This window comes from Stenotrophomonas sp. STEN083, from assembly GCF_056759195.1.
Genome location: NZ_JBRRCU010000088.1, coordinates 1 through 14,232, shown reverse-complemented (window position 1 = coordinate 14,232; position 14,232 = coordinate 1). Strand labels below are relative to the sequence as shown.

Genomic DNA, 14,232 nt, shown 5'->3' with positions numbered 1-14,232 from the left:
CGCGCCCCGGGCGGCGCCGTCCTGCCTGGCGCCCTCCTGCCGGCCGCCCCGCTTGGTGTGCGGCCGCCGCCCCCCCCCCTCGGAGGGCCCGACCCCCCCCCCCCCCCGCGCCCCCCGCCCCCCCCGCTCCTACAAGAGGGAATTACTTGGCTTTCTTTTCCAGCGACAACAGCAGCTTCCACTGCGCAGCGGTAACCGGGAACACCGACAGGCGGTTGCCCTTGGCGGTCAGGGGGAAACCCTCGCCCAGTTCCTCGGCATGCAGCTTGATCTCGTCCAGCGCGATCACCTGTGCCAGCTTGCGCTCGAAACCCACGTCCACCAGCATCCAGCGCGGTTGCTCACGCGTGCTCTTGGGGTCGTGGTAATCGGATTCTGGATCGAACTGGGTGTCGTCCGGGTAGGCTTCACTGGCCACCGTGGCAATGCCGACGATGCCCGGCACCTTGGTATTGGAGTGGTAGAACAGGATGCCATCGCCGACCTTCATGCCATCGCGCATGAAATTGCGCGCCTGGTAGTTGCGAACGCCATTCCACGGCTCGGTGCCTACGCGCTGCAGGTCGTCAATGGAAAAGGCGTCCGGTTCGGACTTCATCAGCCAGTAGCGCTTGCGGGCGGTCATGCGTTCAACGGTTCCGGGTAGAGAGTGGCCTGCTCGGTACAGATGGCATCCACCGCCACATCCCAGTCCTCGACCGGCAATGACGGCACCTGCTGGGCGGAGAAACCTACCCCCACCAGCCACGGCGGCGCGGCCTGGCGCTGCCGAAATGCGAAGCTGCGATCATACCAGCCGCCCCCCATGCCCAGCCGCCGGCCACCGTCATCAAAGCCGACCAGTGGGGCGATGACCAAGGCCATTTCCTCCGGCCGCAGTGCCTGCGCCGGGTCGATATCCGGCTCGGGAATGCCATAACGATTGCTGACCAGTGCCTGCCCGGGCCGCCACGGGGCAAAGCGCAGCAGCTTGCCGTGCAGGACTGGCAGGCAATAGGTCTGCTGCTGCGGCAGCTGCATCTGCCAACGGTGTAGCGCGATCTCGCCGTCCATCGCCCAGTAACCGGCGACATGGCCACTGATCCCGGCGAAAGGCAGGGACAGCAGGTGTGTGGCTAGCGTTTCGGCAGCGGCGATGCGCTCGGCGGCGGGGATGTTGCGGCGACGCTGGCGCAGTTGTTGGCGGAGGAGTTGGCGGGGATCGGTCATCTGCGAAGGTCGGGGCCTGGGAGCCCATCTTCTAGCGGGAGAGGGCTGAGGGTAAGTGCGAAGCACTTGGGGAGCCAAGTTTTTGTAGTGCCGACCCATGGTCGGCAGAGGCTCTACCGGCAATGCCCTTGCCGACCAGGGGTCGGCACTATAGAAGGTCCCCTTGCTGCAGCGGATTCTTCCTTAGGGAGAAGGACAAAAAAAGAACGGCGCCGTTAGGCGCCGTTCTGGAATATTGCATTCTCCGCGGTGACGATGCGTGCGAAACGACCTTGAACCCGGGGTTCAAGTGGGAACGCTGGGGGGCCATCGGGCTTCCCGCTACAAGGCGGACTTGCACACCCGGCTCCGTCGCGCCCCCGTGGTCGTAATTAAGGGACAAGGCGAATGTTTGCACACGCCGTCGTTCACAGCAGAGAACGCGTGGCCAGTATAGCGAGGTTGTGCGCCTACGTGCAGCCGTATTTCACTAATTGCGGATTCATCTGTCTGAGCTGGTCAGCTGGATCAACGCGCGTTGTCGATCGCCAGGTCAAGGCGCCGGTTCAACTCGTTCATGGCTGATTGAAAGCGCTGCTGCTGGGCAACCTGCTCATCGCGCACCTGCTGCAATTCATGCGCAAGATTAAGCGCGGCCAACACCGCGATGCGATCCACCGCCGCCATCCGGTTGCTGCCACGGATTTCGCGCATCTTGCCGTCGAGCACGCGCGCGGCCGCGGTGAGGCTTTCGCGCTCGGTCGGTTCCACGCCAACGGTGTACTCGCGGTCCAGGATATGGACGCTGACCGGTTCGTTGTTGCTCACGTGTGCTGCTCCAGCGACTTGAGGCGGGTGATCATGGCTTCCACCCGGGAGCGGGCCTGTTCGTTCTTGGTCAGCAACTGCGAGCGCTCGCTGATCAGCTGCTCCTGCTGTTGGCGCAGGCTGCGGTTTTCATCGCTTAACCGCTGGTTGCGCTCAAGCAGCAGCTCGAGGCGGGAGGCGAGGGCCAGCAGCTGGCCAGCGGGGTCGAAGGAGTTCATGGTTGGAACGATAGGCATGGCGGTGAGGGCCGGTCAAGAAGGAGTATGCAGTGCGGTTGGTACACTGTGCGGCCGTCGTCATCTTGTCGGTGCCGGCGTTCCTCTCCGCTTTACAGATCAGTGACATGACCGACCTTCCCTCCGTCAAAGACATCCTCCAGGCCAGCCAGTCGCTAGGCCTGGCTGCTTCCCCGGCCGAACTCCACGGCGGACTGTGCGGCTGGTTGGCCGCCGGTGGTGCCGATGAGCCGTCCTGGCCGGCCAAAGTACTGGCCGATGATGGCCTGCTGGCCCCGGAGCCCGGCAGCGCGCTGGACCTGCTGCGCCAGGCCACGGTTGCGCAGTTGGAAGACCGCGACTTCGCCTTCGAGCTGGTGCTGGTGGATGCCGCCGAGCCTGTGCAGGCGCGTACCGAGGCATTGTTTGAGTGGTGCCGGGCTTTCCTGGGCGGCTTCGGCCTGGCTTCGGGCAAGCGACCGGCGTTGAGCGAGGAAGGCGAAGAGGCGCTGCAGGATCTGGCGCGTCTGGCGCAGGCCTCAATCGACGAGTTCGATAGCGCCGATGAAGACGAGGACGCGCTGTCCGAGATTGAGGAGTTCGTGCGCGTTGCCGCCTTGTTGCTGCATGGCGACTGCGTGATGGGCTCGCGCCATCGGCAAAGCCTGAACTGAGGTTGCCGATGAAGCGACTGTCCGGGATCACCCCAGCCGAGTACACCCGCCGCCGCCGGCAGTTGATGGAAGCGGCTGGCGATGACGCCATTCTGGTACTGCCTGCGGCACCGGAGCGGGTGCGCAGCAACGACACCTTCTTCCCCTACCGTCAGGATTCGGACTTCTGGTACCTGACTGGTTTCCAGGAACCGGAGGCAGTGCTGGTGCTGATCCCGGGGCGCAAGCACGGTGAGGCCATCCTGTTCTGCCGCGAGCGCGATCCAGACCGGGAAGCCTGGGACGGTCCGCGTGAAGGCCAGGATGGTGCGGTCTCGCACTACGGCATGGACGACGCCTATCCGATTGAGGATCTGGACGAAATTCTGCCGGGGCTGTTGGAAGGCCGCTCGCGGGTGTACTACCACTTCGGCCGCGACGCCGACTTCGATCTGAAGTTGATCGGCTGGGTCAACCGGGTGCGTGCGCAGGTGCGCAATGGCGCACAGCCGCCGCATGAGTTCCTTGAGCTTGGACATTTGCTGCACGAGCAGCGCCTGTACAAGAGTGCCGACGAGATTGCGTTGATGCAGGCGGCAGCTGATATCAGCGTGCGTGCGCATCGTGCGGCGATGCGTGCGGCACGGGCGGGCATCCATGAGTACGAATTGCAGGCGGAGCTGGAGCGTGAGTTCCGCGCCGCCGATGCGTGTGCTGCGTACAACAGCATTGTTGGTGCTGGCGCGAATGCCTGCGTGTTGCATTACCGCGACAACAACAGCGGCAGTCGCGATGGTGATCTGGTGTTGATCGATGCGGGCGCGGAGTACCGCGGTTACGCCAGTGATATCACCCGGACCTTCCCGGTCAATGGCCGTTTCAGTGAGGAACAGCGCGCGCTGCACGATCTGGTGTTGGCGGCGCAGGTAGCGGCCTTGGAGCAGGCGCAGCCGGGTATTGCCTACGAGGAAGGGCATCTTGCTGCGGTGGAGGTTTTGACCGAGGGTTTGTTGCGTCTTGGTCTGCTGAAGGGTGATCTGGAAGAGAACATCCTGGAGCGTCATTACCAGCGTTTCTACCGGCACAAGACCGGTCATTGGCTGGGCATGGATGTGCACGATGTTGGCGATTACCGGGTGGCCGGCGAGTCGCGTCTGCTGGAGCCGGGCATGGTGTTCACGATCGAGCCGGGGCTGTACATCTCGCCGGACGATCGCAGTGTGGAGGCGCGTTGGCGCGGGATCGGCATTCGCATCGAGGACGATGTGTTGATCACCGAGGACGGGCACCGTGTGTTGACCGGTGCGCTGGAGCGCAGCGCCGACGAGATTGAAGCCTTCATGGCCAAGCGCTGAGGCGCAAGGCACTCGGCTGTAGCAGTTGCAGTTGCACTTGCCCTCCCTTACGCAAAGCGTAGGGGAGGGTATGGGAGGGGTGCAGTTGCAGTTGCTCCAGCCATTGCTTTCGCCGTTGCTTTCGCCGTTGCCGTTGCCGTTGCCGTGGCAGTTGCAGTTGCTCTGAAGCTCTTGATCTACCGGGCCCCTTCCGCAGTGACGCAGCCGACGGATAAGACCCCGAATGGGGCGACGTGCAGGACGCACGTCGTTTTTCGACGATACATGGATGTATCGTCGAAAAATCCCGGCGGCGGAGTGGACCCGCGTCGCGAAGCGGCGTGGGCGCGTAGGCAGGGTGTGCTTTCTTTTGGTTATCTTTTCTTTGCACAAGCAAAGAAGAGCTCTTTAACAGCCGAATGGCTGGTCAAAGTAACTCGCTCCCCGAAGGGGAGTGAAAGCTCTTGCTCCTGATTTCGCTCTCGCTGCAATCGCAATCAAGGTCAAGGGCAGGATCAAGATCAAGGGCTTTCGCCCGCCTGCGGCGCGCGAGCACACCTTTCTTTGCTTGTGCAAAGAAAGGTGGCCCAAAGAAAGCACACCCTGCCTACGCGCCTTCCGCGCTGCGCGCTACAGGTCCACTCCGCTGGCAGGATTTTTCGACGATACATCCATGTATCGTCGAAAAACGACGTGCATCCATGCACGTCGCCCCGTGCGGGGTCTTGTCTGCCAGCTCCGTCGCTGCGGAAGGGGCCCGTACGTCAAAAGCTGAGAGCAACAGCAACAGCAACAGCAACAGCAAGTGCAAGTGCAAGTGCAAGTGCAAAGCAACGGCACCCCTCCCTGACCCTCCCCTATGCTGTGCGTAAGGGAGGGGAAACAGCAACAGCAACAGCAGCCAAAGCCAAAGCCAAAGCCAAAGCTTGGTTGGCTGTGCTTCTTTTGAGGGGAGGGACGAAGGTTCTCGCGAAAGCGGATGCTGGTACATCCGCGGTATCACTCATCCCGGGCGCATTGCGCGCCCGGGGTTCAATTACAGGGCGAGGGACGTCGTCCTTGCATCACGCCTGTGCGGCGAACTCCGGACGGGTCAGGTTGTCTGCTTCGCCGTCGGTGCACAGCACTTCGTCTTCGATGCGGACGCCACCGTAAGGACGGAAGAAGTCCACGCGGTCCCAGTTGATGCTGGTCGCGTTGCCGGCCTTCTTCACTTCGTCCAGCAACATGTCGATGAAGTACAGGCCCGGTTCGATGGTCACCACCATGCCGGGCTCCAATACGCGGGTCATGCGCAGATACGGATGACCGGCCGGGCGCTCGACGCGGCCGCCGTCTTCGCTGGCTGCGAAGCCGGCCACATCGTGCACCTGCGCGCCGATCAGATGGCCAATGCCGTGCGGGAAGAATGCGGCACTTACACCAGTCGCCAATGCTGCTTCCGGCGAAACCGTGATCACGCCGAAATCCTTGAGGATGCCCATCAGTGACAAGTGCGCATCAACATGCAGTTGCTTGTAGTCAAAGCCCGCGCTCACCGCTGCACACATCTTCAGCTGGGCCGCGTCCACCGCATCGATGAAGGACTGGAACTCGTCGTGGCCGGCCGCTGCATAGGTGCGGGTGATGTCGCTGGCATAACCGTAGGCCGAGGCGCCTGCATCGATCAGGAAGCTGCGCAGCGGTTGCGGTGCCTGCTTGCCCAGGTCGGTGTAGTGCAGCACGGCAGCATGTTCGTTCAGGCCAATGATGTTGCCGTAGGGCAACTCATTGGCGTCCTGGCCGACGGCGCTGCAATAGGCCATGTGGATCTCGAACTCACTGGCACCAGAACGGAACGCAGCCTCGGCGGCACGGTGCCCGCGTACACCCAGTACCTGCGCCTGGCGCATCAGCGCGATTTCGTACGGCGTCTTGTAGCCGCGATGCCATTCCAGGTAATTGATCACCGCCGCCGGGTTGTTCGGTGCGAAACCGCCCAGTGCGCTCTGCGCCTCGCCGAGGATGGCGCAGCGGCTCGGATCAGCTGGCAGAAGGGCCAGTGCTTCGTCCGGCTTGCGGATGATGTGGATGTCGAAATGCTCCACCCACCAGCCGCTGGGGGCGTCCGGCACCACGTGCCAATAATCGAAGGGCTGGTAGAAGACCAACGTCGGGCGCTTGCCAGGGGTGTGGATCAGCCAGCTGTAAGGCAGCTTGGTCAGCGGCAACCAGGTCTTGAACTGCGGGTTGACCGCATATGGGTAATCGCGGTCGTCGAACACCTGGTAATGCTGGGTGCCGCTGGGAACCACCAGGTGATCAAAACCACCACGCGCCAGCGCAGCGTCGGCGCGGCGGATCATTTCGCCGAGGTGGTGGGCGTACAGGCTGCCTGGATCTAGCTGGTTCATCGCGGTGGCTCGCTGGGGCATGCGGAATGCAGGCCCCAATTTTGCCGCAATCAGCCGGTTGCTGCTGTGCCGTTTTCGGCACTCAGGCTGCGGGGATGCTGCCCTCGATCCACCGCGCCAGACGTTCGCGATGGGTTTTATCCAGGGTCAGGAAGCGGAAACCGGCCCATGACTGCTCGGGTGCGTGGGTGGGCTCGCACCACAGCAGGTGTACGCCAACGTCGATCTGCAGGTGGCCGCCACGACCATCCGGGATGGGGAACTGCAGTTGGTACAGCGCGTCCTCCTGCATAGGCACCGAGGTGATCAGCAACATGCCGGTTTCGGACACGTTGCCGAGCCGGCCGATCTGGGTGCCGGTCATCTGGTCACGTACCTGTACCAGTTCGGGGACCTGCAGGCGCGGTGCGCGGCGGGTATTGGTGATCATGCGGATTCCCCGCTGTTGGAGGCTTGGCCGGCGATCGAGCGCAGCGCGCGCACGGTGGCCTGCCAGGCGCGGTCAATCAGGCGGCCCTTGTCTTCGGTGACGATGCGTAGCTGGCCCTTGGCCATCAGTCGCGACATCGCGTCGAGTGAATTTTCGGAGACCTTCTGGCCGCGCTGGTTCACGAACAAGGCGTTGCCGGTGATCAGGCTGTACCAGGACAGGCGCTGGCGCCGGTTGTCGCCTTGCTGGTTGACGGTGAATTCGAACCAGGTGCCGAACGGCAGGATGCGCAGCTGGCGGTAGTGCGCTTCCTCTTCTTCAGTTCGGGCGGGCTCGACTTTCTTGCGGCGCTCCTCTTCTTCCTGCTCGCCGGCCTCGCCCAGACGGCTGCGCGCCTTGAGCTTGGCGGTCAGTTCGGTGCGCGAGGTGATCTCATCCTCGCCGCCGGGCGTGGACAGCCGGCGCGAGATGGCGGCGGCTTCATCCTGGTGGTAACCCACCTGCAGCAGCGATTGCTCGATTTCCTCGCCGAAGCTGACATCGGCCGCGCCACCGGGCGGCAGGGTGGTGATCTCGCTGATGCGGCGGGTGGCCTGCTCGCGTTGCTGCCACTCCTCCGAACCTTCACCTTGGCGCAGCAGGGTGAGGGTGAGTACATCAGCCCAGGCTTTGCGCAGCAGGGTCTGCACGAACTTGGGCGGTTCGGTGGTCTGGCACAGCTCGTCGATGGTGCTGTTGGCCAGTTGTTTGGCGGCCTCCAGGCGCTCCTTGCCACGCGCGGCATCGATCTGTCGGCGTTCTGCCATCTCCGCACGGCGGGCCGCCGAGCGCAGATGCCCCTGGATGATGTCGTTGGCTTCGACGAAGACGGACTCGTCGCCCTGGTAGTCGTTGACGACCTTGTTGACCGCGTCCTTGAGCTTGAGCAGCAGTACGGGATCGCTGTCTTCGTCACTGAGCCAGACCGCACCGGACTCTGCGACCGCATTGAGCAGCTCGCGAGCGGGGTGTTGGTCACGCAGGAAGAATTCCTGGTCGCTGATGGCGGCGCGGGCCAGCGGTACCTGCAGGCGCCGCAGCAGATCGGCGGCCGGGCCCTCGCTGCGCACCTCACGCTGCAGCTCGGTGTAGAGCATGCCCAGCAGGTCCATGGTGTCGCCGTCCTGCACCGACAACGTCGCGGCAGGGCCGTGTTCGGCCCTGACCTGCGCCATCATCGCGTTGCGGATGTCGGCCATGCTGTGGCGACTACCGGAAGACGAGGCTGCTGTTTGAAGCTTGCCCAGTACGTCCATCGCGGTCTGGGTGGAGACGGGCTGGGCTGGAATGCTTGCGCTGCTGGCGTTGGCTGCAGCCCCGTATGCAGCTGTGCCGGCAGCTGCGGCCGAACCTGTCGCGCTTTGTTGTGCCTGCGCATGCGCTTGCAGGGCGGCAAAGTCGGGCATGCCGCCAGTCCCTGCCGTTACGCCTGTGGCTGCACCTGCATTGCTACCGCCACCACCAGTACCAGTACCAGCACTCAGCGTAAGCGCGTGGCGGGCGGCATCAAGCAGGCTGTGCAGGCTTTCCATCGGTGGCATGGCGGCGCCACTCGCGGGCGTCTGCACGGGCGCGGCGCTGGTCTGGGCAGGTGCTGCTGCCGGGCTACCCAACAGTTCATTGGAGATATTGGCCCATGATGCAGCCGGCGCCTGGCCTTGCCAGCTGGTCAGGGGGGGCGCGCCTGCGGAGCGAGGCCCGCCGCCAGCATCAGCCTGTCCGCCAGCAGCCCCCGCGCCGCGCGGGGCAGAGGGGCGGGGAAGATGCGGGCGATACACCAGTCCGGGAAGCACCCCTTCGCGTTCCAGCAGGATGTTCAGGCGGTCTACCAGTTCGGCATGGCGCGTCATCGCCATGCGTTCGAATACCTGGAACAGCACCAGTTGGGTATCGAGGTTGAGCTGCATCTGCTCGCCGGCGTCGCGCAGTGCTCGGCACTGTGCGTAGGGGCCGACCGGCAGGCGCTCGGGGTCAAACGCTGGCTGCGCAGCCAGCACCGCAAAGCGCTGCCCCAACAACAGCAGCGGACTGGGGGCGCGGAACGCTTCGCGGCGCGCCATTTCATGCAGCACGATGTCGCGGTCGATGTCGGTGTCTTCGACCAGCGTCATCGACTTGAAGGTTGCCGCGTGTGCTTCCTGGTCGGGCCTGGGCGGATCCTTGAAGCTCGCCACTTGCGTGGCAAGTGCATCAAGAAACAGATCAGGGAATTGTTCCATGTGCTCGCGCAGCACCCGCAGCTGGGCATAGATGTCGGACTGAATCTGGCTGTTGTGGGCCAATTCCGCGCGTTTGAACATGGCGCGTTCCAGCTCGATGGCGGTCAGCTGCAGCGGCGTGCGCAGGACTTCATCGGTGGCCAGGAAGATACTTTCCAATAAGTGACGTACGCGGGCAGATACCGGCGCAGTGGCGATCCTTGCCATGGATTGGCTGGCTGAGCGTGGTGCGGTGCCTGACATCCTGCGTTCCTTCCCCCTGAATGGGCGTTTTCTATCATTTATGTGATGTAACGGCCACTTTTCGCGGGTCTTACGCCAGGAACAACTCCACCACATCATTGGTGAAGCGGCGACCAAGCTCGGTCGGAGTCCAGTATTCACCGTTGCTGGTGAGCCAGCCACGCTCCAACGCCATTGCCAGAGAGGGTAGAAGCACGCTCCGTGCCAAACCAGTACGCGATTCAAAATCGCGCAGGCTGAAGCCCTCGTGCAGGCGCAGCAGATTGAGCATGTACTCGAACGGCAGCCGCTCCGGGCTGATCACGTCGTCGCCACCGATGCTGGCCAGGCTGCCGGCGGTGTCCATGAAGGTCTGTGGGTGCTTGTGCTTCCAGCGGCGAAGCACGTGCTGCTCGGCGCCGGAGCTGATCTTGCCGTGGGCGCCGGCGCCTATGCCCAGGTAGTCACCAAAGCGCCAGTAGTTGAGGTTGTGCTGGCATTGCCAGCCGTCGCGGGCATAGGCGCTGACTTCGTAATGACCGTAGCCGCGCTCGGCGAGCAGGGCCTGGCAGTGCTCCTGGATGTCCCAGGCGCTGTCTTCGTCGGGGATGCCCTGCGGTGGCCGGGCGAAGAACACCGTATTCGGCTCCAGCGTCAGCTGGTAGTGCGAGATATGGGTGGGATCGAGGGCGAAGGCGCGTTCAAGGTCATATTCGGCCTGGGCCAGCGTCTGCTGCGGCAGCGCGTACATCAGGTCTATGTTGAAGTTCTTGTAGCCGGCGTCCTGCGCCAGTTTGACCGCGCGCTCGGCTTCGTTGCTGTCGTGGATGCGGCCCAGGCGCTTGAGCGCGTCGTCGTTGAAGGTCTGAATGCCGAAGCTGATGCGGTTCACGCCAGCCGCGCGGTAGCGGTCGAAGCGGCCGTGTTCGGCGGTGCCCGGGTTGGTCTCCAGCGTCACTTCCAGGTTCGGCGCGAAACGCAGCCGTGCACTGGCCGCCTGCAGGAAACGGTCGATCGCCTCCGGCGGGAACAGGCTGGGGGTGCCGCCGCCGAAGAACACGCTGCTGACTACCCGGCCCCAGACCAGCGGCAGGTCCTGGTCCAGGTCGCGGATCAGCGCATCGATATAGGCATCGAACGGCAACTCGCCCTTGGCGCTGTGGGAGTTGAAATCGCAGTACGGGCATTTGCGCACGCACCACGGCAGGTGCACATACAGCGCCAGCGGTGGCGGTACCAGCTGCACGCCGGCAGCGTGACCGTGATCGATCGCGCAGGATTCGCCGGGAAGGTGGTTGCAGTGGTCGTGGGAGTGCGGCATGGACGGTTTTGGGAGAATTGGAAGTGCTGGGAGGAGGGCGCTATCGCTTAGTGATCAGGATCGAATCAACCAGCGAGCGAGGTTGTGCACGGAGCACGGTAGCGGCGATATCACGGAACATCGGCGAAGGTCCTTGATAGCTTCCCATCTCGTTGTCCATGAGGCGGTGACGTGCCGGTCGGCTGCCGTTGCGCATGTGCAGGTAGAGGCCGGAAACCATGCCTTTGCGCTTGTCCGCAAAGTTGTCGTAACGGACTTCGAGCACATCGAACAGCGGCACCTCGCGCCACCGATGTGCGGTTGCAATGTTGTGATAGCGCAGTTGACCTGCATTCTCATCAAGCACAACGCGTTGCCACATGATTGGTGCCGAGATCAATACGACCGTCACCACTCCGACCAGCGACCATAGTGGGAGTGCCAGCCAGGAAGACTCACCGTCATAGGCCCGCAGACCACCGACGATGGCACCGCTGATGCCACCCAAGATGGCGATCGCCTGTACAAGTATCAAGCGGGTCCGATAGCGGCGTGGCGTCATTCCCTGATCTCCGTGGTCAATCGAACGTAAGTTGCGACATGCGCTGCAACAACAGCTGCAGCGCCTTGGCGCGGTGGCTGCGGCCGTTCTTCTGTGCCGGTTCCATCTGCGCTGCGGTCAGGCCCAGTTCTTCGTCCAGGAATACCGGGTTGTAGCCGAAGCCGTTGCTGCCGCGCAGTTCGTCGATGATGCGGCCTTCCCAGCTGCCTTCGCAGATCAGCGGTTGCGGATCGTTGGCATGGCGCAGCAGCACGATCACCGCGTAGAAGCGGGCCGTGCGGCGCTCGGCCGGGACATCGCGCAGCGCATCAAGCAGCTTGGCGTTGTTGGCGGCATCGTCGGTGGGGCTGCCTGCGTAGCGCGCGCTGTACAGTCCGGGCGCACCGTCCAGTGCGTCGACGATCAGCCCGGAGTCGTCGGCCAGCGCGGGCAGTCCGGTCACCGTGCAGGCGTGGCGCGCCTTGATCAGCGCGTTCTCGACGAAGGTCAGGCCGGTTTCCGGCACATCGTCCACGCCCATTTCGCGTTGCGGCACGATCTGCAGCGGCAGCTCGGCCAACATCGCCTGCAGTTCCTTCAATTTGCCGGCGTTGCCGCTGGCCAGTACCAGTTTCATTGCTTGGGCTCCAACAAGTCCCAGGTGTTGCCGTACAGGTCGCGGAACACCGCGACCGTTGCATAAGGTTCTTCGCGCGGGGCTTCGAGGAATTCCACGCCCTGCGCGAGCATTGCCGCGTAGTCGCGATGGAAGTCATCGGTGTGCAGGAAGAAGCCAACGCGGCCACCGGTCTGATTGCCGATGCGGCTGCGCTGTTCCTCGTCGCTGGCACGCGCCAACAGCAGCGCGGCGGCGCTGCCATCGGTCGGGCCGACCACCACCCAGCGCTTGCGGCCTTGGTCCAGGTCTTCCAGCAGCTGGAAGCCGAGTTTGCCGGTGTACCAGGCAATCGCTTCGTCGTAGTCGGCGACTACGAGGGTGACCAGGGCGAGACGCCGGTTCATGCCTGCGCCAAAGCCGCCTGCTGGGCGTCGAACAGCTCGCGGATACCCTTTTCGGCCAGCACCAGCAGCGCGTCCAGTTCATCGCGGCGGAAGGCGTGGCCTTCAGCCGTGCCCTGCAGCTCGATGAAGCCGCCGCCGTCATTCATGACGATGTTCATATCGGTATCGCAGTCGCTGTCTTCCGGGTAATCCAGGTCCAGCACCGGCTGGCCCTTGTAGACGCCAACCGAGACGGCGGCGACGGCGCCAAACAGCGGGTTGCGCTTGATCTCGCCGCGCTTCATCAGCAGGTTCACGGCGTCCACCAGGGCGACGTAAGCGCCGGTGATGGCGGCGGTGCGGGTACCGCCGTCGGCCTGCAGCACGTCGCAGTCCAGGGTGATGGTGCGCTCGCCCAGGGCATTGCGGTCGATGCAGGCGCGCAGAGTGCGGCCGATCAGGCGCTGGATTTCCAGGGTGCGGCCGCCTTGCTTGCCGCGCGCGGCTTCACGGTCGGAGCGGGTGTGGGTGGAGCGCGGCAACATGCCGTATTCGGCCGTGACCCAGCCTTCGCCCTTGCCACGCAGGAAGCCGGGGACCCGGTTCTCGACGCTGGCGGTGCACAGCACGCGGGTGTCGCCAAAGCTCACCAGCACCGAGCCTTCGGCATGGCGGGTGAAGGAACGTTCGATGGTGACGGTGCGCATCTGATCGGCCTGGCGGCCGCTGGGACGGGAAAAGGTCATGGGGAATCCGATTAGTACGAGGTGAACTGGCGGGCGTCTGGGTGGTTGAGGTACCAGCGTCCAGAGGTGGCTAGGGTACCATTCGCCCTTTGAAACACATCGGAAAGCACATGATTCGGAGCATGACCGCCTATGCCGGCGGCGAACGCATCACCGCGTGGGGCACCCTGGGCTGCGAACTGCGCTCGGTGAACCACCGGTTCCTGGAAGTGGGCGTGCGTCTGCCCGAGGACCTGCGTGCGCTGGAACCACAGCTGCGCGAGCGCATTGCTGCCCGTGTCAGCCGCGGCAAGCTCGACCTGGTGATGCGGCTGCGCGCGCCGGAAGCCGCCACTTCGCTGGCAGTCAACGAAGTGTTGGTCGAGCAGTTGGCTGAATTGGCACAGCGTCTGCAGGGCCGCTTCCCGGGCATGCAGGTGGGCTTCACCGATCTGCTGCAGCACCCGGGCGTGCTGCGTGCCGAGGCCACCGACAGTGCCGCCCTGCATGTCGAGGCACTGGCCTTGCTGGAAGAGACTGTCACCAGCTTTGTGCAGGCACGTGAGCGTGAAGGCGACAAGCTGGCCGCGGCGATCAGCGAGCGCGTCGATTCGGTCGAACGCATTGCCGGCGAAGTCCGCGAGCTGATCCCGGCCATCCGCGAGGGGCAGCGGGTCAAGCTGGCTGCGCGTCTGGCCGACCTGCCGCACCCGGTTGATCCGGGCCGGGCGGAGCAGGAGCTGGTGATGTGGCTGCAGAAGCTCGACGTGGACGAGGAACTGGACCGTCTGGACAGCCATATCTCGGAGATCCGCCGCGTGTTGCGTCAGCGCGAGCCGGTCGGCCGCCGCCTGGACTTCCTGCTGCAGGAGTTCAACCGCGAGGCCAACACTCTGGGCTCCAAATCGGTGGATGCACGCACCTCCAACGCCGCCGTCGAGCTGAAAGTGCTGATCGACCAGATCCGCGAGCAGGTCCAGAACATCGAGTAAACGGTAGTGCCGAGCCATGCTCGGCAAGGAGCTTTCCGAGCAAAGCTGCCCTCACCCCAACCCCTCTCCCGCACGCGGGAGAGGGGCTGAATCTGTAGTGCCGAGCCGTGCTCGGCAGAGGCCTTGCCGGTAATGCCCTGCCGAGCATGGC

Annotated in this window: 15 protein-coding genes and 1 other RNA gene; 3 read left to right on the top strand and 13 right to left on the bottom strand. The window is 64.0% G+C overall.

Annotated features, from left to right (window positions below):
• Positions 1–142 precede the first annotated feature (142 nt).
• From ACVOK8_RS17995 to ACVOK8_RS17975, 5 genes are all read right to left on the bottom strand, one after another.
• Complete coding sequence (locus ACVOK8_RS17995) at positions 143–625, bottom strand: EVE domain-containing protein (RefSeq protein WP_303747296.1); 483 nt, start codon at positions 623–625, stop codon at positions 143–145.
• Complete coding sequence (locus ACVOK8_RS17990; protein WP_481568019.1) at positions 622–1,209, bottom strand: 5-formyltetrahydrofolate cyclo-ligase; 588 nt, start codon at positions 1,207–1,209, stop codon at positions 622–624. Before ACVOK8_RS17990 ends, ACVOK8_RS17995 begins: the two co-directional genes overlap by 4 nt.
• A 237-nt stretch (positions 1,210–1,446) precedes the next feature.
• Positions 1,447–1,631, bottom strand: a non-coding RNA gene (ssrS, locus tag ACVOK8_RS17985) — 6S RNA.
• 85 nt (positions 1,632–1,716) lie between these two features.
• Positions 1,717–2,016, bottom strand: coding sequence for a cell division protein ZapA (locus tag ACVOK8_RS17980; protein ID WP_481517729.1), 300 nt, complete (start codon positions 2,014–2,016; stop codon positions 1,717–1,719).
• Complete coding sequence (locus ACVOK8_RS17975) at positions 2,013–2,234, bottom strand: TIGR02449 family protein (RefSeq protein ID WP_481568018.1); 222 nt, start codon at positions 2,232–2,234, stop codon at positions 2,013–2,015. Before ACVOK8_RS17975 ends, ACVOK8_RS17980 begins: the two co-directional genes overlap by 4 nt.
• A gap of 125 nt (positions 2,235–2,359) precedes the next feature.
• Between ACVOK8_RS17975 and ACVOK8_RS17970 the strand changes: the two genes are divergently transcribed.
• Both ACVOK8_RS17970 and pepP read left to right on the top strand, forming a co-directional pair.
• Positions 2,360–2,905, top strand: coding sequence for a YecA/YgfB family protein (locus ACVOK8_RS17970; RefSeq protein WP_481568017.1), 546 nt, complete (start codon positions 2,360–2,362; stop codon positions 2,903–2,905).
• Positions 2,906–2,913: 8 nt separating this feature from the next.
• Positions 2,914–4,239 (top strand): Xaa-Pro aminopeptidase, encoded by a 1,326-nt coding sequence (pepP, locus tag ACVOK8_RS17965; RefSeq protein WP_481568016.1) that lies wholly within the window; start codon positions 2,914–2,916, stop codon positions 4,237–4,239.
• Positions 4,240–5,282: 1,043 nt separating this feature from the next.
• Here the strand turns inward: pepP and pepQ are convergent.
• The 8 genes from pepQ to rph all read right to left on the bottom strand — a co-directional run bounded on the left by pepQ (position 5,283) and on the right by rph (position 13,110).
• Positions 5,283–6,611, bottom strand: coding sequence for a Xaa-Pro dipeptidase (pepQ, locus tag ACVOK8_RS17960; RefSeq protein ID WP_481568015.1), 1,329 nt, complete (start codon positions 6,609–6,611; stop codon positions 5,283–5,285).
• 82 nt (positions 6,612–6,693) lie between these two features.
• Positions 6,694–7,041 carry a PilZ domain-containing protein gene (locus ACVOK8_RS17955; protein ID WP_481568014.1) on the bottom strand — a complete coding sequence of 116 codons (348 nt, stop codon included), beginning with the start codon at positions 7,039–7,041 and terminating at the stop codon, positions 6,694–6,696.
• Complete coding sequence (locus ACVOK8_RS17950) at positions 7,038–9,542, bottom strand: DUF1631 family protein (protein WP_481568013.1); 2,505 nt, start codon at positions 9,540–9,542, stop codon at positions 7,038–7,040. The genes ACVOK8_RS17955 and ACVOK8_RS17950 overlap by 4 nt, the downstream gene beginning before the upstream one ends.
• A gap of 70 nt (positions 9,543–9,612) precedes the next feature.
• Positions 9,613–10,842, bottom strand: coding sequence for a radical SAM family heme chaperone HemW (gene hemW, locus ACVOK8_RS17945; protein WP_481568012.1), 1,230 nt, complete (start codon positions 10,840–10,842; stop codon positions 9,613–9,615).
• 40 nt (positions 10,843–10,882) lie between these two features.
• Positions 10,883–11,383 (bottom strand): hypothetical protein, encoded by a 501-nt coding sequence (locus tag ACVOK8_RS17940; protein WP_481568011.1) that lies wholly within the window; start codon positions 11,381–11,383, stop codon positions 10,883–10,885.
• A gap of 16 nt (positions 11,384–11,399) precedes the next feature.
• Entirely contained in the window at positions 11,400–11,999 is a 600-nt protein-coding gene (rdgB, locus tag ACVOK8_RS17935) for an RdgB/HAM1 family non-canonical purine NTP pyrophosphatase (protein ID WP_481568010.1), read from the bottom strand.
• Positions 11,996–12,385 carry a VOC family protein gene (locus ACVOK8_RS17930; RefSeq protein ID WP_481568009.1) on the bottom strand — a complete coding sequence of 130 codons (390 nt, stop codon included), beginning with the start codon at positions 12,383–12,385 and terminating at the stop codon, positions 11,996–11,998. Before ACVOK8_RS17930 ends, rdgB begins: the two co-directional genes overlap by 4 nt.
• The gene (rph, locus tag ACVOK8_RS17925; RefSeq protein WP_481514458.1) at positions 12,382–13,110 is read right to left on the bottom strand and encodes a ribonuclease PH; all 729 of its coding nucleotides are present in this window, start codon (positions 13,108–13,110) and stop codon (positions 12,382–12,384) included. The genes ACVOK8_RS17930 and rph overlap by 4 nt, the downstream gene beginning before the upstream one ends.
• Before the next feature lie 110 nt (positions 13,111–13,220).
• Between rph and ACVOK8_RS17920 the strand changes: the two genes are divergently transcribed.
• Positions 13,221–14,081 carry a YicC/YloC family endoribonuclease gene (locus ACVOK8_RS17920; protein WP_481568008.1) on the top strand — a complete coding sequence of 287 codons (861 nt, stop codon included), beginning with the start codon at positions 13,221–13,223 and terminating at the stop codon, positions 14,079–14,081.
• Positions 14,082–14,232 lie beyond the last annotated feature (151 nt).